This is a genomic window from Rhizobium hidalgonense, from assembly GCF_005862185.2.
GTDB classification, from domain to species: domain Bacteria; phylum Pseudomonadota; class Alphaproteobacteria; order Rhizobiales; family Rhizobiaceae; genus Rhizobium; species Rhizobium hidalgonense.
Genome location: NZ_CP054027.1, coordinates 355,472 through 377,335 on the forward strand (window position 1 = coordinate 355,472; position 21,864 = coordinate 377,335).

Below are 21,864 nucleotides of genomic sequence, written 5' to 3' on the forward strand. Positions count from 1 at the left end.
CGGTTCAATCACATAGCGTTACCGATTGTGTCGAAGAGAAACCTTTGCGGCCGCGGATCGTTAAAGCATGTCGCGCAAAAGTGTCCGCGGTTTGCGATAACGACGTGCGTAAAACAAAGAACTAAAGCGCGACCAGCGTATCGAAACTCGCTTTAGTGCTGGGGAGAGCCGGAGAGATCGAGAATGGGACCGATTGCAAGGATTATCGCCATCGTCGCCGGGCTTGCCGGCGGCACGGTCTTTTCCCAGGCGCCGGAATTTGCGCAGCAATACCGCCAGCGGATCGGCGGCGCGATCGACGAATTGCGCGTCATCGTCGAGGATTTCAACAAACAGGCAGCCGACCACCATCTCGATCGCCAGCAGGCGCTGAACACCTATGCGCAATCCTCCGACGATTTCCTGCGCGACCGCGGCGTCTCGATGCAGAGCACGATCACGCGCTACGAAACACTGCTGTCGCAGCAACTGAAACTCGGCACCGCCGCCCCCGTCGCCAAGCCCTTCGTGTTGCTGGGAGAACCGGACGACGTCGTTTTCGCCAATACCTGGCGGGATTTTGTGCCGGGCGTGCCGGTCAGCTTTGCAGGGCTTGTCTGGGGCGCGATCGGTTTTATCGGTGGCTGGGTTGTGGCGGCGCTGTTGGGATTGGGGGCGCGGCGGGTTGTGCCGAGACCGAAGGGCGTTCGTCGGGTGAGTTGACCGTGCGGCGAGCGCAGACTGCTGATCCACATAGGTTGATCCCGTCCGTCCGTTTGAGCCCTACTCTCGCAATTGCAAGCTAGTTTGGTGTCGGCTCAGGGTAAACGCCCGTGGATGCTGCGAATGGTGGCTATTTGCGGCTCAAGCGGCCGATTAACTTGGCTTCACCTGCTCAAATCAGCGTAGGCTGCGGCGGCAGCAAGACAATCTTATTGTTCGCCAGCGGCCGCTGCAGCTTGCCTGCATCCTCCCAAGGTGCCGTAAGCCACGTTTCGATTTCCTCTTCGGTCGAGAGGATCACTGGCATTGCCCGATGGATCGGCGCGACCACGGCGTTCGGCTCGGTGGTCAGGAACCCGAACAGATCGTTCGTCGTCATTCCCTCTTTGATCTTCCGCACGCACGTCCACTGTGGCGTCCACAAACCCGCGAAGAACATCAGAGATTCGTCGGGTGCTCCGAACCAAGCATTTGGTGTCTTGCCGCCTTCTGGCTTGTTTGCGGGGTCTGGCTCGGCAAAGCGGGTGAAAGGGACCAGGCATCGGTTCTCGACCGCAAGCCAGCGTCTCCAGTGCTTGCTGCTGACATTGCGGACATTTGTCGTGCCGCCGTCCGGCTCCATCTTGAGGAGTTCGTCGAAATCGACTGCTTTCCCCTTCTTGCGCAGCCCGTCCGCGCGTTTGGACGCCGCGTCAAAGAGTGCTTTTGAGGAGCTCGGCAATCCCCATCGGACGTTTGCCAGTTCTCGACCTGCCGGGGTGTTGCGGACAATCGGCGCCATTCGGTCGGGCCAGATCTCTTGAAGCGGTTCCAGATTGCCGGTGCTGTCCACCATCGCGCCGGTGATCGCGCGGATAGCCTCCTGATTGCTCATCATCTGGTATAGATTGCACACATCTCCCTCCCTGGGCGTCCACGCGCCGTTCCGGTTTACTTCATCCGTATCGATGAACTGGCCGTTCCAGCGGTCCCTAAAATGCTCAGCAGCTTCGCGGCTCCCAAAACAGAAAACAAGGTATTGGTCCGGCTCTATGGCAGCGGAATATGATTTCGATGCGCCATCGAGAGCCAGCGCAGAATTGATGATCTCGCGTCTCTGGCGAAAGTCATGGGGATGTTCCCCGGAATTATAGTTGCCCCACCAGATGATGACGTGTTGGGGAAGCTCGGCGTTTAGCCGCCAGCGGGCGAGCGGATTATCTCGGCGGGACGCCATCCTATAAAACTCCGTCTTCCCATATCGGCTTCTTGACGCTGGTGACCCTGACCAGCCGCCGCACCGTGAGCTTGCCAGGTTCGGACCCCCAAATTTGGACGACTTTCAAGCTCATGTAGTCCCTGCGGTTGCAGCGCTCGCAGCGGAAGCGGTTAGCCAAGCGGTCCAGGCTGACATTCGTCGTCAGTTGCAGCAAGTCCCGCGGAAAGAAGCGGTATGTCCTTCGGCAGAATTGACATCTGACTTCCAGCAGTTGACCGGCCTCGGCCGCGTCGCGCAGGCTCCACCCGCGCAACTTCTTGGCTTCGTTCATTTCCGGCATTGTCAGTCTCGATCGTAACTCGGCCGCCAGCCGCGCGTCATGCCGCGGCTCAGGGCGACTTCCGCCAACGCAAGCTGCTGGCGCAAATGGCGGACATCACCAAGCGGCGTGTTTATCGCGGCTTGCATATCGCCTTCGTGATAGGCGATCACCTCAGCGAGCTCGCTATCCGCTGGTTTCGGGGACCCTTCAGGTTTCATTGCTGCACTCAAGGGATCACGCCTGCCAGTGTCATCTTTTCGCAAAGGCTGGATATAGCTTCCTCAACACCACCAGTGCACGGGAACTTGAATGGCCGCGTGGCCTCCTCTACCAGAACGGGCTCTCCGGTTTCTGCATCCAGGTCAGTTATGTGAGTGGTCAGATAGATGCCACATGCCTCGCCTGCTGTTTCATCGATAGCCATCTGTAAATTTCCCAAATGGCAGTCGCTGGGAACGTCAATCAGGCGAGTAGCAAAAAACCTCACGCCGCGACTGCCTGCGATGGCCTTGGCCAGGCTCGCGTGGACCTCGGAGACCTCGATCTCCGTCCCCGGCGGCCACATCACCCCGGTTAGATCCAATTCATCATCTTCCACGGCTTCGCCGATCGGCTGCTCTCGCATATCCGTTCTCCACATCTTCGTTTGTCAGATTGGCGGCCGCACGCCGATGTTCTTATTATGTTCGCGGAGAAAGATGAGTCAATAATCAATCTGGGCAAATTGCTTTTTTAAGTGTTGCTGATGAACTGCCTGCATGACAACGACGCCCAAGCCATCCATGCCGCTGCTCGGTGAAGCCGACGCGCCGCTCCGCAGCCGGCCGCGCCGGCGCCGAGATCCCACCCAGCCTAATCTTCCTCTGGACCCTATGCCGGCGCGCGTTGAGCCCTGTCTGGCGCAGCCGAAGCCGCGGCCGCCGAAGGGCAGCCAATGGATCTATGAAATCAAGTGGGATGGTTATCGCCTAGCCCTCCACGTCGAGCCGTCGGGAGTTCGCATCCTGACGCGCGGCGGCCTTGACTGGACCGACCGCTTTCCGGCAATCGCGGCCGAAGCAAAACGCCTTCCCGTTTCGACAGCGATCCTCGACGGTGAAGCCGTCGTGTTCGATGAGCAGGGCCGTTCTAATTTCGGTCGGCTTCAGCAGTCGTTAGGCGGACGCGGCGGAAAGCGGACGTCCCGGGAAGCGGTCTTGTTGGTGTTCGATCTTCTCTATTTTGATGGCCATGACCTCACCGGAATCGAGCTCACCGCGCGGCGCCATCTCCTCGAGGGTCTGGTGCCAGCCGGCGGGGAAGAGGCCATTCGGCTCTCCGAGGAGATCGAGGCAGATGGAGAAACGCTTCTGCGCATCGCCTGCGAGCATGGGCTCGAGGGCATCATAGCGAAAGATCGGAATAGCACCTATCGCAGCGGCCGCGGTGGCGAGTGGCTGAAGATCAAATGCATCCATAGCGATGGGTTCGTGATCATCGGCTATGAGAAGTCCACCGCATCGTTCGGGGGTATCGGACGGCTTCTGCTCGCCGCGCGCAAGGGAGGGGAGCTCGTCTATGTCGGGGGAGTGGGGACCGGCTTGAACGAGCGTTCCGCAGTCGAGCTCCGGCAGCAGATGGACAAGCTGATGATCAACAAGCCTGCGGTCGATACCGGGCGGAAACGAGATGCGGTCTTCGTTGATCCGAAGCTTGTTGCTGAGATCGAATATCGAGACTGGACGCGTGACGGGAAGCTGCGGCATCCATCATATAAGGGGTTGAGGGAGGAGCAGGATAGCGCGGCGGTCATGGAACTCGGACCACAGCGTCACGACAAGAAAGTCTCAGCGCCAAACGACCGCAAAATTAGACCGTCAGGCTAGGGATGAACGACCACTCCTCGGCCATGAATTCAAGCGTTTCGTCGCGAAAATAATAGAGGAAATGTCGTGAGTTAGCGGTGTCTTCCTGGATTGTTTCCCACGGCACGGCATCGCGGATCGGGTCGTGGCCAACTAACTCATAGAACTCGCCCCATCGGGGAGCTATGCCACTGTAGCGACCATGGCCATCTACCTTATACCATTCATGATCGTTGGTGTCGTCCCAGCGCCACCGGCAGCAGCAAATGAAACTTAGAGTGCCCCATGTCTCATCAAACTTCGGGCCGGCCTTCGAAAATAGGTTCAAAGCCCTAAGAATACCCGACGGTTTTTCGTCTCGCACGGGCCTATGCGAGCGGAAACAGACGTTGACCTTGGAGCCCGCAACTGAAACTTCAGGCTGGGGGGCATTTGGCTCGGCAACCCAACCCTGGCCGAGTTGTAGTTCTACAAACTTAAGCATGGACGACGACTAGCCGAATCGCATCATGGTCTCCACCCGCTCCGTTAGTTTTGTTGAACAGAAAGGTGTGCGCGGCGCGGCGGAGGATGATCTGCAGATCAGCCCGGGAGACATCGGCAATCCGATCGGCGGCGTCTTCAATGAGGGTGATGGTGTTGGGCATGGTCATGGGGCTCGGCCGGCCGTAGCCGCTAGTCCGACGGGTCGGAGATGCCGCGGTAGAAACGTGTCGGCTTCAGCAGCGAACTGACGATGTTGGCTACGATGGGCCCATCCGCCTCGCTCCTCGCCTTCGCTTCCAGCCACTCCGGATCGGCGATGAACTCGGCCCATTTCTGCTCGCGCTCCGCCAGCGACCGCCATTCGATCAGGTAGGTCAGATCGTTGCTGGAAGAACCGATCATCGTCGTCCAGAAGCCGAGTGAGCGGATGCCGAGGCGTTCCCAGATCGCCAGCGTCGCGGTCTCGAAACGCTGTTGCAGTGCCGGCAGCCTCTCCGGCAGACATGTATAGATGCGCAATTCGTGGATCATCGGATCCTCCTCATGCTGGATGCCCTTTGGAGCGCCCTCAAACGGCTCTCGGAAATGAGCGGCAGCTTATAAAATTCCACAAGGCAATCAATAGTCCGGCGGCGCCCTTCAGCATGATAAGGGGTCGCGCACCGCGAGGATGTTGCCGCCGCCTACAGCATGGTTGAAATGTCGGTGGCTTCCCTTCACACGAACGTCATGCTTCTCTTCGAGATGCCCGCAGCCGCTTAACAAATGCGCGGCACACATACCAAGCTAGATAGGTCACTAGAATTGCTAGCTGCTGCAACAAGACGGCGACGATGGCAAGAAACTGTTTTACTTCGTCTGGCTCATAAGAGTCATCCACAGTGGTCATAGCTGGTGTGAAGGTCACTCTGTCGCATAAGTAGACTGACAGAACGATCCAGACCAGCGCCAAAAAATGCAATGTCTTCCGGCAACTTGGCCATTTCCGCCCAGCGATAAAAGCCAAGAGCGGAGCTACGAAGTTGCTCGTAAAAATGATGACGAATGCGAGTTCAGGCTTGATCATCGAAATTGATCCATCCAGCGGCAGATGCATCTCGGGTCACTCGTCATCTTCCATGTCAGCGATGTCCTCGGCCAACTCCGTAGCGTGCTCTGATAAAACCGCAGCCAAATTATCGAGAAGCATCGCCAGGTCGGGATCGCTGTCGAAAAGCTGTTCCTGCTTAGTTTTCAACTTTCCGATATAGAAATTGTATATGCAGTGACCCGGTCATCTGCGCGAGGCTTGTCATGCTGGGCTCCATTTCGTGTTCGCAAGCCCGGTTCCAATTTGGAATAGTGCGGCTCAGGCACTTCCATCAACATCGCCGTCTCCGTCAAGCTCGTGAACCGGCACATAGGTGTTCTTCCCCATCCACTTGCCGCGCATTGTTGCTGATTTGGGCCGCAATAGCCGCGCAGCCTTCGCTGCATGTCCTGCACACAAGCCAATAGCCTTGATCGCGGAGAGCGCGGTGAAAGAGGCGCAATACATCGGCCGCGTGCATCTGCCGTTCGATGATCGGATCGCGGGCTTTGGCCGTCGAAATGTTCCCGGCGCTATAGTCGATAGCTCCGGAACCTTTGCATCCATCGCCTCCCGAAGCGCTCGAAACTTGCTGGCGGGGCCGAATCGTCGCGACGAGAATTCAATTTCGTAAGCCCGAGGTTAGCCCGAGCCGCGTTTTCATTGTTTCAGTGCCTTCACGAGCACCTTAGCTATTTGAGAATAAATGGTGATCCCGACGCGATTCGAACGCGTGACCCCCAGATTAGGAATCTGGTGCTCTATCCTGCTGAGCTACGGGACCACTTGATGCCATGCATACAAAAGGCTTGGCGCGAAGCCAAGCCTTAATTGTCGTCAGAGGCCGAGCCGTTGTTCGGCCAGGCGAACCCAGTAGGAGATGCCGTGGGCGATGGCTTCGTCGTTGAAGTCGTAGGCCGGGTTGTGCAGGCCGGCGCTGTCGCCGTTGCCGATGAAGATGAAGGCGCCGGGGCGGGCGTTCAGCATGTAGGAAAAGTCTTCGCCGCCCATCATCGGGTCGATCTCGGCATTGACGTTCGCCTCGCCGGCGATGGCGGCAGCGGTTGCGACCGCATGCTCGGTCTCGTCGGGATGGTTGACGGTGACGGGGTAGTTGCGGTGGAAGCTGATTTCGGCCTCGGCGCCGTGGGCTGCGACCATGCCCTCGATGATCTGCCGGAACCGCGTCTCGGCCAGCGTGCGCATCTCGGGGTCGAGGGTGCGGACGGTGCCGGCGAAGGTCGCATCGTTCGGGATGACGTTATGGGCGAAACCGGCATTGAACTTGGTCACCGAAACGACGACCGAGCTGATCGGATCGGCGGTGCGCGAGGCGATCATCTGCAGGTTGGCGACGATCTGGGCGCTGATCACAATCGGGTCGATCGTCCGGTGCGGCTGGGCGGCGTGGCCGCCGCGGCCCTTGATGGTGACGGTGAATTCGTCGGTCGCCGCCATGATCGCGCCCTTGCGGGTGGCGAACTGTCCCACCGGCAGGCCCGGCAGATTGTGCATGCCGTAGACCTCTTCGATCTCGAAGCGCTCCATCATGCCGTCCTTGACCATCAGGTTGCCGCCGCCGCCGCCTTCTTCGGCGGGCTGGAAGATGACGGCGATATTGCCGTTGAAATTGCGGGTCTCGGCCAGATATTTCGCCGCGCCGAGCAGCATGGCGGTGTGGCCGTCATGGCCGCAGGCATGCATCTTGCCCGGCGTCTTCGAGGCCCAGGGTTTGCCTGATATTTCGGTGAGCGGCAGGGCGTCCATGTCGGCGCGCAGGCCGACGGTGCGGTGGCCTTCGCCCTTGCCCTTGATCAGGCCGACGACGCCGGTGCGGCCGATGCCGGTGACGATCTCGTCGACACCGAATTCCTTGAGTTTCTCAGCGACGAAGGCGGCGGTGTTTTCCACCGCGAAGAGCAGCTCGGGCCGGGCGTGGATGTGGCGGCGCCACTCGGCGACCTCGTCCTGCAATTCCGCGGCTCTGTTCAAAATCGGCATACTGACGTTCCTGTTGAAAACCCGACCATCTTTCATCGCATCACAAGGGTGTTGAGGCTGGGCTGTGAGGCTTTTGGAAATTACTTAGTCAATGACCTTTGCCATGTCATAGCCATATAGGCTAAATAGGGGAAGATTTCGAGATTTTCCTGATATCCGAAGGACGAACCGTGTCGACGAGCCACTTCCGTTTGTTTGCTGCCATGCGGCCGCTTTCTTTCGTATCAGCGGCGACTGCCGTTTTTCTGGCCTCCGTTTCGCTTGCCCAGGCCAACCCGCATATTCTCGTCGATGTGCAGACCGGCCGCGTGCTCGAGCATGAAGAAGCCTTTCGCAAATGGTATCCGGCCTCGCTGACCAAGCTGATGACCGTCTATACCGTGTTCGATGCGATCCGCGCCGGCCAGATCAGCCTCGATACGCCCATCGTCATGAGCAAGCGCGCCGCCGCGCAGCCGGCCGCCAAGATGTATTTCAAGCCGGGGCAGAAGCTGACGCTCGACAGCGCGCTGAAGATCCTGATGGTGAAATCGGCCAACGACATCGCCGTTGCGGTCGCCGAAGCCATCGGCGGCACGCAGGAAGGCTTCGTCACCCGGATGAACGGCGAGGCGCTGAAGCTCGGCATGACGGATTCGCATTTCGTCAATCCGAACGGCCTGCCGGGCAAGGGACAGTATACGACGGCGCGCGACCTTGCGGTGCTGACGGTGGCGCTGCGCCGCGATTTTCCGCAATATGCCGGTTATTTCGCACTTGAAGGTTTCACCAACGGCCAGCAGAACGTGCCGAGCCTCAACATGCTGATCGGCCGCTTCGCCGGCGCCGACGGCATGAAGACCGGCTTCATCTGCGCCTCGGGCTTTAATCAGATCGGTTCGGCGACACGCAACGGCCGCACCATCGTCTCTGTCGTGCTCGGCACCGACAGCCTTGCGGCGCGCGCCGATGCGACGGCGAACCTTTTGCAGAAGGGTTTCACCACCCAGTTTCCCGGCAATGACACGCTGGGTTCGCTGAAGCCCTACGGGCAGGGACAGGACCAGGTGACCGACATCTCCGCCGACATCTGCAGCGCCAAGGGCGCCAAGGTGCGCAGCGAAACGCGCGACGAGGTCGGCCGCATGCGGGTGCAGTCGCCCTATATATTGGAAATGGATCACGATCCGCGGTTCGTCTTTGCCGGGCTCATCCCCGGCCAGGATCCGCAGCCGGCGGCGCAGCCTGAAAAAATGGCAAGGGGTGATACGGCGGGAGGGATCGCCAACGTGCCGGTGCCGATGCCGCGCCCGACCTCCTTTTAAGTTTCAAGGTTAGATGAGATGAGCGCGCTTAACGACAGGATTCCGGTCACCATCCTGACCGGCTTTCTCGGCGCCGGCAAATCGACGCTGCTCAACCGCATCCTCAAACATCCCCAGATGAAGGATGCGGCCGTCATCATCAATGAATTCGGCGATGTCGGCATCGATCATCTGCTGGTCGAAAGCTCCGGGGATTCGATTATCGAACTCTCGGACGGCTGCTTGTGCTGCACCGTGCGCGGCGAGCTTGTCGATACGCTCGCCAACCTGATGGATGCGGTGCAGACCGGCCGCGTCAAGCCGGTGAAGCGCGTCGTCATCGAAACCACGGGCCTTGCCGACCCTGCGCCGGTGATGCAGGCGATCATGGGCAATCCGGTCATTGCCACGAATTTCGAGCTCGACGGCGTCGTCACCGTCGTCGATGCGGTCAACGGGCTGCAGACGCTCGACAATCACGAGGAAGCGCGCAAGCAGGCGGCGGTCGCCGACCGGCTGATCGTCTCGAAAAAATCGATGGCCGGCGCTGGAACGGATGCCTTGGAAAAGCGGTTGCGGGCGCTCAATCCGCGCGCCGCGATGATGGATGCCGACAGCAGCGAGGCGAGCAGTGCCGCGGTGCTGGTCAACGGGCTCTATGATCCCGCGACGAAGATCGCCGATGTCGGCCGCTGGCTGCAGGACGAGGACGCGCACGAGGCGCATCATCATCACGATCATGGTGGCCATGATCATGATCACGATGATCACGGCCACCACCATCATGATCATCATGGTCATGCCCAGCAGGACGCGCACGACGTCAATCGTCACGATGCCTCGATCCGCTCCTTCTCGATCATCGAGGCGAAGCCGATCGACCCGATGGCGCTCGACATGTTCATCGATCTCCTGCGCTCCGCCCATGGCGAGAAGCTGCTGCGAATGAAGGCGATCGTTGCCGTCTCCGACCGACCGGAACGGCCGCTGGTGCTGCATGGCGTGCAAAGCATCTTCCATCCGCCGGTGCGGCTTCCCGCCTGGCCCGATCCGCAAGACCGGCGCACGCGCATGGTGCTGATCACCAAGGATCTGCCCGAAGCCTTCGTGAAGGATCTGTTCGACGCCTTTCTCGGCAAGCCGCGCATCGACAAGCCCGATCGTGCTGCGCTCTCCGACAACCCGCTCGCCATTCCCGGTATGAAAATTTGATGCATGTCGCCCGGAAGTGTGTAGCGGTTCCGGGATAACGACATGCATAAAACAAAGCGCATCAGCCCTTGCGGATCAGGAAGCGGTGGCCGTCTTCGGTCTTTTCGGCCTCGACCAGTTCGTGGCCGTCCTCATTGCAGAAATGCGGCATGTCGATCACAGCCAGCGGATCGGTGGTGTCGACGCGGATGAGGGTGCCGCTTGCCATGGCGGCGAGCTTCTTGCGCGTCTTGATCACGGGGAATGGGCATTTCAGGCCGCGAAGGTCGTAAAGAACGGGGCTCAAGCCGTTCAGTTCCGCGCCCAGAATTTCCAGAACGGCTTCTTTGCCGCGGCTTCCGCCGTTTCCTGCGGTTCGGGCGCCGTGAAGGCCAGCGGGTTCTGCGTCGGGACCGGCACGACCGCCGGTGTCGCGGCAGCGATTGCGGTTGCCTGCGGCTGGGCGGAGATTGCCTGCGGCCCGGCAGGCGGTGCCGGCGTGGCGCCTGTCGCGGTCTTGGCGGCGATGCCCTGCGCGGTGCGCTTGGCCATCAGGTCTTCGAGTTCGGCGACCTTGACCATGCGCCCGGCTTCCAGCGAGGTGCCGGTCGGGGCATAAGCCAGTTCGCGGCCCTTGCGCGTCTTGGCGACAACGGCCTTGCGCTCGGCTTCGGACGGGTCGTACCAGGCCATGCCGTCGAATTTGCCCATCGCCTTGGCATAGTCGGCATCATAGGTCTTGCCGTAGTTGGCAAGGGCTGCCGTCAGCGCCGGCGGCGTCGACATGGCAGGGCATTTGCCGGCGGCATTGAAGGCGCCGCCATCGGTTGCCTGCTGGTTGAAGACGTATTTCTTTTCGCAGACGTTCACCTCGGGCGGGCGTTTCGTCACTTCGAAATTGTCGTAGCCGACCTTCAGCATCTTCCAGAAATCGTAGCTGGAGTCGAGGCGATGCTTGACCATGTTTTCCGCCGTCATGCGGAAGGGGAAGGCTTGCAGCTGCACCGTCGCCTGGCCGCCCTTGAAGGCGTCGCGGGCAAAAGCGTAGATCTCCAGCACCTGCTGGTCGGTCATCGAATAGCAGCCGGAGGAAGAGCAGGCGCCATGGATCATCAGATCCGAGCCGGTGCGGCCGTTGGCCGCGTCATAGCGGTTCGGGAAGCCGGTGTTGATTGCCAGATAATATTTGGAATTGGGGTTCAGGTTGGCGCGTGTCAGGTCGTAAAAACCTTCCGGCGCCTGCCGGTCGCCGGTCTTGACCTTCGGGCCGAGACGGCCGGACCAGGCGCAGATCTTGTAATCGGCGATCTTGTCGAAACGGTTGTCGGTCTTCGCCTTCCAGATTTCCATGGCACCTTCTTCCTTGAAGATGCGGATCATGATCGGCGAATTGCGGTCCATGCCCTTGGCGGCCATGGCGGTGAGGATATGAGAGGGAAGCGGCTGCTCGACCTTGTTCTTGACCTTGGAGAGGTCGACCTGCGCGGTTTCCAACGCGTCATTGCAGCCGGTCAGAGCCAGCGCCATGAGGGAAACATAGGCAAAATGACGTATGCGCATCCAAACTAGCCCATAAAGATTGTGCGACCCGGTCCGCCTATGGAGTTCGGGCATTGGAAGGAATCATAGGCGGTTTATACTTTACAAAAGCTTACCAGCCTATGACCTGCCCTGAACATCCCCGCAAGCGCGAAAGTTACAGATAACATCAATGTGGCCAAGATTTGGCCCCAATCGATGAAAGCCGCTCTTCTCCAGAGCATGATGCAGAAAAGTGTCAGCGGTTTTCGGGCGACATTAGGCCGCTGGACTCGGCTCGGCGTCTTGGAGATTGGCCCGCCCGCAGGTCTAAGCCATCGTCGGGTGTTTAATCGCTTGACGCATCTCCTTGACATGCCGCGCCGGCGGCGCGCCAAATTGCCGAAGATACTCGCGGCTGAATTGGGAGGCGCTCTCGTATCCAACCGCGAACGCCGCGTCCGACGCGCTATGGCCGCCCGCTAGCAAAAGTTGGCGGGCTTCCTGCAATCTGAGCTGCTTTTGATACTGAAGAGGACTGAAGCCAGTGATCGCCAGGAAATGGCGATGCAAGCTTGCGCGGCTCATCCCGCTGGCATCGCAAAGGGCCTCGATGCGAAGGTGCTGGTCGGGGTGATCCCTAATCCACGCGATGGCGCGCCGGACGCGGTCCAAGGCGCCTTCAGGCCGTGCGATCTGACGCAGCAATCGCCCCTGGGGACCTTGTAGCAACCGGTAGAGTAGCTCGCGCTCGATCATCGGGCTGAGAATGGGAATGTCCGCCGGGTTATCGAGCAACGACAGCAACCTGAGCAATGTATCGCGAAGCGGAGCGATCATCGGATTGACCGCGACGCCCATGCCTTTCTGATCGCTCTCGCGTATAGGGGGCATGGTCGCAGCCAACTCGGCCAGCAGCGCCGGCTCCAGGACGAGTGAGACCGCGACATAGGAGCGGCCTTTGCCGGCATCCAGGATTTGCCCAATCAGCGGCAGGTCGAGAGCGCTGATGAAATACTGCGCGCTGTCGTAACTCAGAAGGGTGTCGCCGATTGCAACGCGCTTAGACCCTTGCAGGATGAAACAGATCATTGAGCGATAAAGGCAAGGCACGTTGACCGGAGAATCTTGTCCTACGAACATGTCGAGGCGGGGGATCGGTGTGTCCGTCAAGCCTGTCGCGGCATGACGCAAAACAATGTCCAGATGCGGTGCGAGATCGTCTGTCATTTCTTCAGTGTGCCACCGCTCTGCAGAAAAGCAAAGGCGTTGAGACGATCAGGCAAGAACTTGAGCCGATCGGGCGGGTTCCCAACCCAGCATTAGCCTATCTTGGATCCGAACACAGCGCGCCTCAGGGCGCTACGATCCGAGAAAGGCATCCATGACCCACCCAATCGCACTTATCACCGGCGCAAGCCGCGGCCTTGGCCGTAACATGGCGCTTCAGCTGGCCAAACGAGAGGTCCACATTATCGGCACCTACCGTACTGGCGAGGTCGAGGCCAACGCCTTGCGTCAGGAAATCGAAGCGCTGGGCGGGAAGGCCTCGATGCTGGCGCTCGATGTGACCGATACGGCGAGCTTCGCGGCATTCGCAGGCGCCGTTGCCGAGACGCTCAAGGCGGATTTCCACCGAGATCGTTTCGACTATCTCGTCAATAACGCTGGCAACGGCCTGTTCTCGAACTTTGTCGATGCGACCGAGGAGCAGTTTGCTTCCTTGGTTTCTACCCATCTCCAGGGGCCAATTTTCCTGACCCAGAAGCTCCTGCCGCTGATCGCGGATGGCGGGCGCATCCTGAACGTGTCCTCTGGCTTCGTGCGCTTCACCTTGCCGGGGTACAGCCTCTACGCGGCTATGAAGGCGGCGGTTGAAGTGCTTTCGCGTTATCTGGCTGTGGAGTTGGGTGAACGCAGGATTCGCGTCAACGCCATCGCGCCGGGCGCCATCGCAACCGATTTTGGCGGCGGCGCAGTGCGCGATAATGAGGGCGTGAACGCGTATGTGGCGCAGGGCATCGCGCTTGGCCGCGTTGGGCTGCCCGACGATGTCGGCGGTGCCGTCGCCGCCATCCTGTCCGACGATATGGGTTGGGCCAATGGCACTACGTTCGACATTTCGGGAGGACAATTGCTTTAGACCAGGCAAGCTCTCCCCAGATATCGAAAGGCCATCATGACGACCAGCAAGCTCACCCTCATCAGCCATCCGCTATGCCCCTTCGTTCAGCGCGCGGCCATTGTTCTCCTGGAGAAAAACGTCACCTTCGAAAGGGTCAACGTCGATCTCGCTGACAAACCGGACTGGTTTCTGGCGCTTTCACCGACAGGCAAGGTGCCGCTGCTGAAGGTGGAGCGGGCAGGCGACAGGGACGCAACTCTGTTCGAAAGCATGGCGATCTGCGAATATCTCGAAGAGACGCAGGGCGGCGGCAAGCTCTACGCCGAGGATGCGCTGTCGCGCGCGCAGCAGCGCGCGTGGATCGAATATGGCACGGCGACCCTCGCCGAGGCCTGGTAATTCCTTAACGCTAAGGATCGCACGACCTCAGACGCCAAACGTGCCGCCTTTCGGGACAAGCTACAGCGACTGGAGTCAGTAATCGCAGCAGAACCCTATTTCAGCGGAACTGCCTTTAGCATGGTCGATGCCGTATACGCGCCTCTCTTCCGCTATTTCGACATTATTGACGCTGCAGTATCGCAGTCGATCTTCGAGGACCTTCCGCGCGTCACGGCGTGGCGAGCGGCACTGGCGGGACGACAAAGCGTCGTTGCCGCGGTGGGAGGAGATTATGCCGAGCGATTCCGGCGGTACCTCAATCTGCATGGTAACGAGCTGTGAAGAAGTCCATTTACGAGCGAGCGTCGTCGTAGCCGTGGGTTGAGACTACGCTCGCCATTTCAATCAACATCTGGTCGAGCACCAAGCGCTCTTGGCCGGTTGATTCCCCCCAAGCCCGCCTTCGCTCTCCCGGTGTCTTGACCCGGCGGCGCTCCGAAGAGACGCTTGTACTCACGGCTGAACTGCGAAGCGCTTTCATAGCCGACCGCGAAACCCGCCTCGGCTGCACTCGACTGGTTCGCGATCATGCGACGGCGGGCCTCGTGGAGCCGGATATACTTCTGATACTGAAGCGGGCTGACGGCGGCGACGGCTTTAAAGCGGTCGTAAAAGACGGATACGCTCATGCCCGCGAGCGCAGCGACCGCCTTGAAATTGAGGCGCTCGGTGTAGTGGTCGCGGATCCAGGCCATGGCCTTTCGGATGTGCATCAGGCGGGAGTCAGATCCGGCAATCTGGCGGAGCAGGCCGCCATGCGGTCCCATCAGCAGCCGAAACATGAGCTCGTGTTCCAGGGACTGAGCCATGACGGGGATTTCGGTTGGGCGCTCGAGTAACTCCAACAGTCTTCCCCAGGCGCCCAGAAGCGACGCGCTCGCGGTGCTAACCCCGTATCCCGATTCAATCGGCGGCTCTGGCATCGCTGCCATCTCAAGGACGAGGTCGGACAGCAGTGCCGGGTCCAGAAATAGACCGACCGCGACAAATGGTCTATCTTGCGAAGCCTCGCAGACCTGCCCCAACGCGGCGATCTCGGCCGCGACAATCATGCTTTGACCGGGTCCGTACTCGAACCTCTTGTCGCCGATAAACATGCGCTGAGTGCCCTGTATTACCAGGGACGCCGCGGGATCGTAGATCAGCGGGTCGATCTCGGTCGTATGGTCGAGGGTGTAAGCGAACAGCCGCGGCAATTTAAGACTCGGACGGCCGGCGTGGCGCATCGCGATGGCGCGCATTTTTTCGAGTTCGCTCATTGAGCCATCCTAAACCGATTGCCCAGTTCTATCGAACATTTCGGAAGATCAGGCAAGGGTGATGGAAGTTTCGGCATCGTGGCCTTGGGGTTCAAATCTTACTATCGGGCCAAGACAGAGGCCATCGGGGCTTCTGATGGTCCAGGAGAAACTGCCATGCCCACCCCAATCGAAACTGTATCGGCTTTTTGCGCCACGTTCGTTGAAGACGGCGGAAGACCAGCCGTCCGGCGCTGGTTCACACCCACTACGCGCTGGGTCAACGAAGGCATTTCAGTCACGACCGGCGCCGACGAGGCCATTGCAATGATCGATGGACTGGAGACGTCGATGGGCATCTCCACGGTCCATATCGACATGCTTGCGATCGCCACTGACGGGACTCGCGTTCTCACCGAAAGGCTCGACCGGTTCGAGCGTGCTGACGGCAGCGAAATCGGACGCGTGATGATCATGGGCATTTTCGAACTCGAGGGCGACAAGATTGTCGAGTGGCGGGACTATTTCGACGTTACCGCCGTCCAGAAGTTCTCTGCCGGCTGAGACGCCGGCTTGCGAAAGATGGGGCTGGGCGCGGAGATTATTGTGTCCGCACTCAGCACGCCCACCCGCCGGGTGATCGACCTGCGGAACCCGCGCGACAGGATTCAGGTTTTAGGCCGATCCGGCCTAAAACCATCCTGTTCTAGAGATTGCGGCCCATATTGAGGAATTTCTGACGGCGCTCGTTGCGCAGCTGTTCGCCGGAGCGGGAGGCCATTTCGCCGAGCGCATTGGCGATCACGTCGCCGGTCGCGGCGATGACGCTGTCGGGGTCGCGATGGGCGCCGCCGAGCGGCTCGGAAATGATGCCGTCGATGACGCCGAGCGATTTCAGGTCTTCGGCGGTAATCTTCATATTGGTCGCCGCTTCCCGGGCGCGGGTGGAATCGCGCCAGAGGATGGAGGCGGCGCCTTCCGGCGAGATGACGCTGTAGATCGAATGCTCGAGCATGTAGACCTTGTTGCCGGTGGCGATGGCGATCGCGCCGCCCGAGCCGCCTTCGCCGATGACGACGGAAACGAGCGGAACCTTGATGCCGAGGCACATTTCCGTCGAGCGGGCGATCGCCTCGGCTTGGCCGCGCTCTTCGGCGCCGACGCCGGGATAGGCCCCGGCCGTATCCACCAGCGAAATCACCGGCAAGCCGAAACGATCGGCCATTTCAAGGATGCGGATCGCCTTGCGGTAGCCTTCCGGGCGGGGACTGCCGAAATTATGCTTCAGACGGGTCTTGGTATCGTTGCCCTTTTCCTGGCCGACGACGGCGACTGGCTGACCGCGGAAGCGGGCAAGGCCTGCCTGGATCGCGGCATCCTCGGAAAATTTGCGGTCGCCGGCGAGCGGCGTGAATTCCTGGAACAGGGTCTTGGCGTAGTCGACGAAATGCGGGCGCTGGGGATGGCGGGCGACCTGGGTCTTCTGCCAGGGATTGAGCTTGGAATAGATTTCGACGATCGCCTCGCGGACACGAACCTCCAGCCGGCCGATCTCATCGGTGGTGTCGATGCTCTCGTCTTCCGTGGCGAGCTTCTTCAGCTCGATGATCTTGCCTTCGAGGTCGGAGATCGGCTTTTCGAAGTCGAGATAATTGTGCATGAGGTGCGTTTCCGTTCCTTGTGCCGCGGGGCGTTTTCCTGGCTCCGCCCCTTGTCGCCGGTCCTATTCGTGCTTTTTCGCCTGTTTGGCAAGGGGGTGATGCGTCTGGACGAGCTGCTGCAGCCTCTCTTCGAGGACATGCGTGTAAATCTGTGTGGTCGAAATGTCCGAATGGCCGAGGAGTTCCTGGACGACGCGCAGATCGGCGCCGTTGGCCAGCAGATGGCTGGCAAAGGCGTGGCGCATGACATGCGGCGAGATCATCGACGGCGTCAGGCCGGCGCGGATCGCCAGGTTCTTCAGGTCGCGGGCGAAAACCTGGCGCGGCAGATAACCCTCTTTCGAGGCGGCGGGAAACAGCCAGGGGCTTTCCTGCGGCGCCTTGGCCGCCGCATTTTCCGCCGCCAGCAGGCGCCCGTAGGATTTCAGCGCCGATATCGCCGATTGCGACAGCGGCACCAGCCGCTCCTTGTTGCCCTTGCCGCGGATCATCAGGAAACGGCCTTCCTGGTCGAGCACTCGGGCGGGAAGCGAAACCAGTTCGCTGACACGCATGCCGGTGGCATAGAGCAGCTCCAAGAGCGCCAGCATGCGCAGGCGCTGCAACTGGCCCGGCGCCGCATCGGCTGCCTCGGCCTCAGCCTGCGAAAGCAACTTGCCGACCTCCTCGACACCCATCGTCTTCGGCAACGGGCGGCCTTTCTTCGGCGCATCGAGAATGCCGGTGGGGTCGTCGGTCCTCAGGCCCTCGGCGTAGAGGAACTTGTAGAACTGCCGCATGGCGGCAAGCCGGCGCGCCTGCGAGGAGGGTTTGAAACCCTTTCGGGCGAGCGAGGCGAGATAGGCGGCCAGATCGGCGGAGGCGGCTTCGGTCAGCCGCACGCTGCGCCCGGTCAGGAACGAATGGATATCGTCGAGGTCGCGCTCATAGGATTGCAGCGTGTTGACGGCCGCGCCGCGCTCGGCGCTCATCATTTCCAGGAAGGACTCCACATGGACGCGGCTGAGATCCACCATGGCGGTCACTTCCTGGTCGTGTCGATCGTGCCCGTCGACGGCGGATTGACCCGCTCGGACGGAATACGGATCGTCACGTCGCGCGGCTGCGGCTCGACGAAGGTCACAAGCGCCCACATCGCTCCGTAGACCGTCCCGGCGAGGATCGCGCAGACGAACAGAAAACGGAACAGGGTCGGCATCCGGCAACTCCTTCATGCTCTGCTTCTGTTATAAGAAGCGTATCTGCAAGTGCAAGAAGCGGTATTCAAGCCATGATTCCCTTGTCCGCGACTTGACGCTCTACCTGCATTTGTCGATACGGTTTGCAAACAAAGTGTGAATGGACCGATGAGTGAACCACTGCTGACCGTTGCTGACAGCTTGAAAGACAGAGCTCGCGCCGCGCTCGGTTCACGCAATCTGATCCTCGTCGGGCTGATGGGGGCTGGAAAATCCGCCGTCGGCCGCATCGTCGCCAGCCAGCTCGGCATTCCCTTCATCGACAGCGACCACGAAATCGAGCGCGTTTCGCGCATGACGATCGCCGAACTTTTCGCCGCCTATGGCGAGGACGAATTCCGGGCGCTGGAAACGCGGGTGATGAAGCGGCTGTTGAAGAGCGGGCCGCGGGTCGTCTCCACCGGCGGCGGCGCCTTCATCAACGAGCGGACGCGCCGGCATATCAGGAAGGGCGGCGTCTCCGTCTGGCTGAAGGCGGATCTCGAGGTGCTCTGGGAGCGGGTCAACAAGCGCGACACGCGGCCCTTGCTCAAAACCGAAAATCCGAAGCAGACGCTCGAAGGCCTGATGAATGCGCGCTACCCGATCTATGCGCAGGCCGACCTCACGGTGCTGTCGCGCGACGTGCGCAAGGAAATCATGGCCGACGAGGTGCTGAAGGCGGTGATCGAAGCTCAGAAGGAAAATGCAGCGTCATGAATGCGATACCCTCCGCCTCATCAGTCCAGACGGTGCATGTGCCGCTCGGCGAGCGGGCCTACGACATCCTGATCGGGCCGGGGCTGATCGCACGGGCCGGCGCCGAAATCGCCTCCCGCCTCAAGGGCCGCAAGGCGGCTGTCATCACCGATGAAAATGTCGCGCCGCTCTATCTCGACGCCCTCGTTGCCAGCCTTGATGCATCAGGCATCGCCTCGGCTGCGGTCGTGCTGCCGGCCGGCGAGAAGACCAAGAGCTTCGAACATCTGATGACCGCCTGCGACAAGGTGCTCGAAGCCCGCGTCGAGCGCAACGATTGCGTGATCGCGCTCGGCGGCGGCGTCATCGGCGATCTCTCCGGATTTGCGGCCGGCATCGTCAGGCGCGGCGTGCGCTTCGTGCAGGTGCCGACCTCGCTGCTGTCGCAGGTGGATTCGTCTGTCGGCGGCAAGACCGGCATCAATTCCCGCCACGGCAAGAATCTGATCGGCGTCTTCCACCAGCCGGACCTGGTTCTGGCCGATACGGACGTGCTGAATACGCTGAGCGAGCGCGAATTCCGCGCCGGTTATGCCGAGGTCGCCAAATACGGGCTGATCGACAAGCCGGATTTTTTCGCCTGGCTCGAAGCCAATTGGAAAGCGGTTTTTGCAGGCGGCTCCGCACGCATCGAGGCGATTGCCGCCAGCTGCCAGGCCAAGGCCGATGTCGTCGTTGCCGACGAGCGCGAAAACGGCCAGCGGGCGTTGCTCAATCTCGGCCATACTTTCGGCCATGCGCTTGAGGCGGCGACCGCCTATGACAGTTCCCGCCTCGTGCACGGCGAAGGCGTTTCGATCGGCATGGTGCTGGCCCATGAGTTCTCCGCGCGGATGAATCTGGCAAGCCCCGACGATGCGCGGCGCGTCGAGCGGCACCTGAAGGAGGTCGGTCTGCCGACCCGCATGGCGGAGATTCCGGGCGAACTGCCGCCGGCCGAAACGCTGATGGATGCGATCGCCCAGGACAAGAAGGTCAAGAGCGGCAAGCTCACCTTCATCCTGACCCGCGGCATCGGCCAGTCCTTCGTCGCCGACGACGTTCCGGCCTCCGAAGTGATCAGCTTTCTCCGGGAAAAACATCCTTGACGACGATTGAAGGCGCTCTGGCATTTCTTGCAACCTATTGGCCGGAGATCCTTTCGATCACCGCGCTCGTGCTGATGTCCGCCTTCTTTTCCGGCTCGGAAACCGCCCTGACCGCCGTGTCGCGCAGCCGCATCCATACGCTTGAGGTCAACGGCGACGAACGCGCCGGCCTCGTCCGGCAGCTGATCGAGCGGCGCGACCGGCTGATCGGCGCGCTGCTGATCGGCAACAATCTCGCCAATATCCTGTCTTCCTCGATCGCCACCAGCCTGTTCCTCGGCCTGTTCGGCAGTTCCGGCGTGGCTTTGGCGACGCTGGCGATGACCGTCATTCTGGTCATCTTCGCCGAAGTGCTGCCGAAGAGCTGGGCGATTTCGACGCCCGACCGCTTCGCGCTTGCCATCGCCGTTCCGGCCAGGCTCTTCGTTCTCGTCGTCGGCCCGATTTCCTCCTTCGTCAATGCGATCGTCCGCCGGATCCTGGCGCTGTTCGGCATCAACCTCTCGCGCGAGGTATCGATGCTGACGGCGCATGAGGAGCTGCGCGGCGCCGTCGACCTGTTGCACCGCGAGGGATCGGTGGTGAAGGCCGACCGCGACCGCCTCGGCGGCGTGCTCGATCTCGGCGAGCTCGAACTCTCCGACATCATGGTCCACCGCACGGCGATGCGGGCGATCAACGCCGACGATCCGCCGGAAGCGGTGGTGCGCGCCATTCTCGAAAGTCCCTATACGCGCATGCCGTTGTGGCGCGGGACGATCGACAACATCATCGGCGTCGTGCATGCCAAGGATCTGCTGCGGGCGCTTGCCGAGCCGAACATGGAGCCGCAGAACCTCGATATCGTGAAGATCGCGCAGAAGCCGTGGTTCGTGCCCGACAGCACCAACCTCGAAGATCAGCTCAACGCCTTCCTGCGCCGCAAGCAGCATTTTGCCGTCGTCGTCGACGAATATGGCGAGGTGCAGGGTATCGTCACGCTGGAGGATATTCTCGAGGAAATCGTCGGCGATATTTCCGACGAGCACGATATCGAGATCCAGGGCGTGCGCCAGGAGGCCGACGGTTCGGTCGTCGTCGACGGCGGCGTGCCGATCCGCGACTTGAACCGCGCGCTCGACTGGCATCTCCCCGACGAGGAGGCGACGACGATTGCCGGCCTGGTCATCCATGAATCGATGACCATCCCGGAGGAGCGCCAGGCCTTCACTTTTTATGGCAAGCGTTTCGTGGTCATGAAGCGGGAAAAGAACCGCATCACCAAGCTGCGCATCCGGCCCGCCGGCGAAGACGGCGCAAAACCTGGCTGATCCGGCTTGGGTCGCGGCCGATCAGTCTCCATATAGGCTTTTCTACCAGCGGGTCGGCTCACCGGGGGCTGCCGGTTCGACGGCCAGCGCATGCAGGCCGGCATCGAGTTCCGGTTTCAACAGATCGGTAATCGATCGGTGGCGCGCCAGCCGCGACATGCCGGCGAATTTGGTCGAGACGATTCTCACCCGCATATGGGTTTCGCCGGTGCCAGTAATGTCAGGCTGATGGCCGGCATGCAGATGGCTTTCGTCGATGACGCTCAGGCGCTCCGGCGCGAAGGCTTCGACTAGTTTTTCTTCGATGCGGGTTCGCAGGGTCATCGTCCGGTCTTGCTGTTTCGCGAAAAAGGTTCCCACCAAGCCAGCAACAAACCCATTTGTCAATTCTTGTCGTCGCCTCACGACAGC

The 21,864-nt window shown here is 60.7% G+C and carries 26 protein-coding genes, 1 tRNA gene and 2 pseudogenes; 10 read left to right on the forward strand and 19 right to left on the reverse strand.

Annotated features, from left to right (window positions below):
* The first annotated feature begins 183 nt into the window (after positions 1–183).
* Complete coding sequence (locus tag FFM81_RS01650) at positions 184–702, forward strand: DUF2937 family protein (RefSeq protein ID WP_003567130.1); 519 nt, start codon at positions 184–186, stop codon at positions 700–702.
* Positions 703–874: 172 nt separating this feature from the next.
* Here FFM81_RS01650 and FFM81_RS01655 read toward each other — a convergent pair whose 3' ends face one another.
* The 4 genes from FFM81_RS01655 to FFM81_RS01670 all read right to left on the reverse strand — a co-directional run bounded on the left by FFM81_RS01655 (position 875) and on the right by FFM81_RS01670 (position 2,847).
* Complete coding sequence (locus FFM81_RS01655) at positions 875–1,597, reverse strand: SOS response-associated peptidase (RefSeq protein ID WP_025417208.1); 723 nt, start codon at positions 1,595–1,597, stop codon at positions 875–877.
* A gap of 322 nt (positions 1,598–1,919) precedes the next feature.
* Complete coding sequence (locus FFM81_RS01660; protein WP_025417207.1) at positions 1,920–2,240, reverse strand: hypothetical protein; 321 nt, start codon at positions 2,238–2,240, stop codon at positions 1,920–1,922.
* 2 nt (positions 2,241–2,242) lie between these two features.
* The gene (locus FFM81_RS01665) at positions 2,243–2,440 is read right to left on the reverse strand and encodes a hypothetical protein (RefSeq protein WP_025417206.1); all 198 of its coding nucleotides are present in this window, start codon (positions 2,438–2,440) and stop codon (positions 2,243–2,245) included.
* 8 nt (positions 2,441–2,448) lie between these two features.
* On the reverse strand, positions 2,449–2,847 hold the full coding sequence (locus tag FFM81_RS01670; protein ID WP_138385214.1) for a hypothetical protein: 399 nt from the start codon (positions 2,845–2,847) through the stop codon (positions 2,449–2,451).
* Between the two features lie 133 nt (positions 2,848–2,980).
* On the opposite strand from FFM81_RS01670, the gene ligD reads away from it, so the two are divergent.
* Entirely contained in the window at positions 2,981–4,087 is a 1,107-nt protein-coding gene (gene ligD / locus FFM81_RS01675; protein WP_138385213.1) for a non-homologous end-joining DNA ligase, read from the forward strand.
* On the opposite strand, the gene FFM81_RS01680 is transcribed toward ligD, so the two are convergent.
* The 7 genes and pseudogenes from FFM81_RS01680 to FFM81_RS01710 all read right to left on the reverse strand — a co-directional run bounded on the left by FFM81_RS01680 (position 4,071) and on the right by FFM81_RS01710 (position 7,622).
* Positions 4,071–4,550 carry a hypothetical protein gene (locus FFM81_RS01680; protein WP_003567124.1) on the reverse strand — a complete coding sequence of 160 codons (480 nt, stop codon included), beginning with the start codon at positions 4,548–4,550 and terminating at the stop codon, positions 4,071–4,073. The two genes, ligD and FFM81_RS01680, sit on opposite strands and share 17 nt — an antisense overlap.
* A 70-nt stretch (positions 4,551–4,620) precedes the next feature.
* A pseudogene (locus tag FFM81_RS01685) lies at positions 4,621–4,719 on the reverse strand (CopG family transcriptional regulator); the annotation flags it as partial.
* Between the two features lie 22 nt (positions 4,720–4,741).
* Complete coding sequence (locus FFM81_RS01690) at positions 4,742–5,083, reverse strand: NIPSNAP family protein (protein ID WP_138385212.1); 342 nt, start codon at positions 5,081–5,083, stop codon at positions 4,742–4,744.
* 196 nt (positions 5,084–5,279) lie between these two features.
* Complete coding sequence (locus tag FFM81_RS01695; RefSeq protein WP_246401159.1) at positions 5,280–5,648, reverse strand: hypothetical protein; 369 nt, start codon at positions 5,646–5,648, stop codon at positions 5,280–5,282.
* Between the two features lie 6 nt (positions 5,649–5,654).
* A complete protein-coding gene (locus FFM81_RS33115; RefSeq protein ID WP_280790736.1) occupies positions 5,655–5,789 on the reverse strand; it encodes a hypothetical protein in 135 nt (44 codons plus the stop codon).
* Between the two features lie 539 nt (positions 5,790–6,328).
* A tRNA-Arg gene (locus FFM81_RS01705) sits at positions 6,329–6,405 on the reverse strand.
* A gap of 53 nt (positions 6,406–6,458) precedes the next feature.
* A complete protein-coding gene (locus FFM81_RS01710) occupies positions 6,459–7,622 on the reverse strand; it encodes a M20 aminoacylase family protein (protein ID WP_003567121.1) in 1,164 nt (387 codons plus the stop codon).
* A gap of 170 nt (positions 7,623–7,792) precedes the next feature.
* On the opposite strand from FFM81_RS01710, the gene FFM81_RS01715 reads away from it, so the two are divergent.
* Together FFM81_RS01715 and FFM81_RS01720 are read left to right on the forward strand one after the other, a co-directional pair.
* Positions 7,793–8,926 (forward strand): D-alanyl-D-alanine carboxypeptidase family protein, encoded by a 1,134-nt coding sequence (locus FFM81_RS01715; protein WP_003567117.1) that lies wholly within the window; start codon positions 7,793–7,795, stop codon positions 8,924–8,926.
* An 18-nt stretch (positions 8,927–8,944) separates the two neighbouring features.
* A complete protein-coding gene (locus FFM81_RS01720; protein ID WP_003567116.1) occupies positions 8,945–10,117 on the forward strand; it encodes a CobW family GTP-binding protein in 1,173 nt (390 codons plus the stop codon).
* A gap of 61 nt (positions 10,118–10,178) precedes the next feature.
* Here the strand turns inward: FFM81_RS01720 and FFM81_RS01725 are convergent, their stop codons facing one another.
* From FFM81_RS01725 to FFM81_RS01735, 3 genes are all read right to left on the reverse strand, one after another.
* A complete protein-coding gene (locus FFM81_RS01725) occupies positions 10,179–10,403 on the reverse strand; it encodes a sulfurtransferase TusA family protein (protein WP_003567115.1) in 225 nt (74 codons plus the stop codon).
* A 5-nt stretch (positions 10,404–10,408) separates the two neighbouring features.
* Positions 10,409–11,656 (reverse strand): L,D-transpeptidase family protein, encoded by a 1,248-nt coding sequence (locus tag FFM81_RS01730; RefSeq protein WP_037091791.1) that lies wholly within the window; start codon positions 11,654–11,656, stop codon positions 10,409–10,411.
* 288 nt (positions 11,657–11,944) lie between these two features.
* On the reverse strand, positions 11,945–12,844 hold the full coding sequence (locus FFM81_RS01735) for an AraC family transcriptional regulator (RefSeq protein ID WP_003567108.1): 900 nt from the start codon (positions 12,842–12,844) through the stop codon (positions 11,945–11,947).
* Positions 12,845–12,998: 154 nt separating this feature from the next.
* Between FFM81_RS01735 and FFM81_RS01740 the strand changes: the two genes are divergently transcribed.
* Positions 12,999–13,757, forward strand: coding sequence for an SDR family NAD(P)-dependent oxidoreductase (locus FFM81_RS01740; RefSeq protein ID WP_003567106.1), 759 nt, complete (start codon positions 12,999–13,001; stop codon positions 13,755–13,757).
* A 36-nt stretch (positions 13,758–13,793) separates the two neighbouring features.
* A pseudogene (locus FFM81_RS01745) lies at positions 13,794–14,462 on the forward strand (glutathione S-transferase family protein).
* Positions 14,463–14,521: 59 nt separating this feature from the next.
* Here FFM81_RS01745 and FFM81_RS01750 read toward each other — a convergent pair.
* Complete coding sequence (locus tag FFM81_RS01750; RefSeq protein ID WP_003567104.1) at positions 14,522–15,439, reverse strand: AraC family transcriptional regulator; 918 nt, start codon at positions 15,437–15,439, stop codon at positions 14,522–14,524.
* Positions 15,440–15,595: 156 nt separating this feature from the next.
* On the opposite strand from FFM81_RS01750, the gene FFM81_RS01755 reads away from it, so the two are divergent.
* Entirely contained in the window at positions 15,596–15,982 is a 387-nt protein-coding gene (locus FFM81_RS01755; protein WP_003567103.1) for a limonene-1,2-epoxide hydrolase, read from the forward strand.
* A gap of 142 nt (positions 15,983–16,124) precedes the next feature.
* On the opposite strand, the gene FFM81_RS01760 is transcribed toward FFM81_RS01755, so the two are convergent.
* From FFM81_RS01760 to FFM81_RS01770, 3 genes are all read right to left on the reverse strand, one after another.
* Positions 16,125–17,078 carry an acetyl-CoA carboxylase carboxyltransferase subunit alpha gene (locus FFM81_RS01760; RefSeq protein ID WP_003567102.1) on the reverse strand — a complete coding sequence of 318 codons (954 nt, stop codon included), beginning with the start codon at positions 17,076–17,078 and terminating at the stop codon, positions 16,125–16,127.
* Positions 17,079–17,141: 63 nt separating this feature from the next.
* Positions 17,142–18,095 carry a site-specific tyrosine recombinase XerD gene (xerD, locus tag FFM81_RS01765; protein ID WP_138385211.1) on the reverse strand — a complete coding sequence of 318 codons (954 nt, stop codon included), beginning with the start codon at positions 18,093–18,095 and terminating at the stop codon, positions 17,142–17,144.
* 5 nt (positions 18,096–18,100) lie between these two features.
* Positions 18,101–18,277, reverse strand: coding sequence for a hypothetical protein (locus tag FFM81_RS01770; RefSeq protein ID WP_003567096.1), 177 nt, complete (start codon positions 18,275–18,277; stop codon positions 18,101–18,103).
* Positions 18,278–18,425: 148 nt separating this feature from the next.
* Between FFM81_RS01770 and FFM81_RS01775 the strand changes: the two genes are divergently transcribed.
* From FFM81_RS01775 to FFM81_RS01785, 3 genes are read left to right on the forward strand one after another with little or no spacing between them, the layout of a single operon-like run.
* Positions 18,426–19,016, forward strand: coding sequence for a shikimate kinase (locus FFM81_RS01775; RefSeq protein WP_025417194.1), 591 nt, complete (start codon positions 18,426–18,428; stop codon positions 19,014–19,016).
* The gene (gene aroB / locus FFM81_RS01780; protein WP_138385210.1) at positions 19,013–20,143 is read left to right on the forward strand and encodes a 3-dehydroquinate synthase; all 1,131 of its coding nucleotides are present in this window, start codon (positions 19,013–19,015) and stop codon (positions 20,141–20,143) included. The genes FFM81_RS01775 and aroB overlap by 4 nt, the downstream gene beginning before the upstream one ends.
* Entirely contained in the window at positions 20,140–21,453 is a 1,314-nt protein-coding gene (locus tag FFM81_RS01785) for an HlyC/CorC family transporter (RefSeq protein WP_128397368.1), read from the forward strand. Before aroB ends, FFM81_RS01785 begins: the two co-directional genes overlap by 4 nt.
* A 42-nt stretch (positions 21,454–21,495) precedes the next feature.
* On the opposite strand, the gene FFM81_RS01790 is transcribed toward FFM81_RS01785, so the two are convergent.
* Entirely contained in the window at positions 21,496–21,777 is a 282-nt protein-coding gene (locus FFM81_RS01790; protein WP_128397367.1) for a BolA family protein, read from the reverse strand.
* Positions 21,778–21,864 lie beyond the last annotated feature (87 nt).

Excerpts from the sequence above, each read along its gene's own strand:
- FFM81_RS01665 (WP_025417206.1), bottom strand. The coding sequence starts at position 2,440 with ATGAAACCTGAAGGGTCCCCGAAACCAGCGGATAGCGAGCTCGCTGAG.
- FFM81_RS01720 (WP_003567116.1), top strand. The coding sequence starts at position 8,945 with ATGAGCGCGCTTAACGACAGGATTCCGGTCACCATCCTGACCGGCTTT.
- FFM81_RS01790 (WP_128397367.1), bottom strand. The coding sequence starts at position 21,777 with ATGACCCTGCGAACCCGCATCGAAGAAAAACTAGTCGAAGCCTTCGCG.
- FFM81_RS01740 (WP_003567106.1), top strand. The coding sequence starts at position 12,999 with ATGACCCACCCAATCGCACTTATCACCGGCGCAAGCCGCGGCCTTGGC.
- FFM81_RS01735 (WP_003567108.1), bottom strand. The coding sequence starts at position 12,844 with ATGACAGACGATCTCGCACCGCATCTGGACATTGTTTTGCGTCATGCC.
- FFM81_RS01670 (WP_138385214.1), bottom strand. The coding sequence starts at position 2,847 with ATGCGAGAGCAGCCGATCGGCGAAGCCGTGGAAGATGATGAATTGGAT.
- FFM81_RS01770 (WP_003567096.1), bottom strand. The coding sequence starts at position 18,277 with ATGCCGACCCTGTTCCGTTTTCTGTTCGTCTGCGCGATCCTCGCCGGG.
- FFM81_RS01680 (WP_003567124.1), bottom strand. The coding sequence starts at position 4,550 with ATGCTTAAGTTTGTAGAACTACAACTCGGCCAGGGTTGGGTTGCCGAG.
- FFM81_RS01660 (WP_025417207.1), bottom strand. The coding sequence starts at position 2,240 with ATGCCGGAAATGAACGAAGCCAAGAAGTTGCGCGGGTGGAGCCTGCGC.
- FFM81_RS01730 (WP_037091791.1), bottom strand. The coding sequence starts at position 11,656 with ATGCGCATACGTCATTTTGCCTATGTTTCCCTCATGGCGCTGGCTCTG.
- FFM81_RS01710 (WP_003567121.1), bottom strand. The coding sequence starts at position 7,622 with ATGCCGATTTTGAACAGAGCCGCGGAATTGCAGGACGAGGTCGCCGAG.
- ligD (WP_138385213.1), top strand. The coding sequence starts at position 2,981 with ATGACAACGACGCCCAAGCCATCCATGCCGCTGCTCGGTGAAGCCGAC.
- xerD (WP_138385211.1), bottom strand. The coding sequence starts at position 18,095 with ATGGTGGATCTCAGCCGCGTCCATGTGGAGTCCTTCCTGGAAATGATG.
- FFM81_RS01760 (WP_003567102.1), bottom strand. The coding sequence starts at position 17,078 with ATGCACAATTATCTCGACTTCGAAAAGCCGATCTCCGACCTCGAAGGC.
- FFM81_RS01690 (WP_138385212.1), bottom strand. The coding sequence starts at position 5,083 with ATGATCCACGAATTGCGCATCTATACATGTCTGCCGGAGAGGCTGCCG.
- FFM81_RS01755 (WP_003567103.1), top strand. The coding sequence starts at position 15,596 with ATGCCCACCCCAATCGAAACTGTATCGGCTTTTTGCGCCACGTTCGTT.
- FFM81_RS01750 (WP_003567104.1), bottom strand. The coding sequence starts at position 15,439 with ATGAGCGAACTCGAAAAAATGCGCGCCATCGCGATGCGCCACGCCGGC.
- aroB (WP_138385210.1), top strand. The coding sequence starts at position 19,013 with ATGAATGCGATACCCTCCGCCTCATCAGTCCAGACGGTGCATGTGCCG.
- FFM81_RS01695 (WP_246401159.1), bottom strand. The coding sequence starts at position 5,648 with ATGCATCTGCCGCTGGATGGATCAATTTCGATGATCAAGCCTGAACTC.
- FFM81_RS01775 (WP_025417194.1), top strand. The coding sequence starts at position 18,426 with ATGAGTGAACCACTGCTGACCGTTGCTGACAGCTTGAAAGACAGAGCT.
- FFM81_RS01650 (WP_003567130.1), top strand. The coding sequence starts at position 184 with ATGGGACCGATTGCAAGGATTATCGCCATCGTCGCCGGGCTTGCCGGC.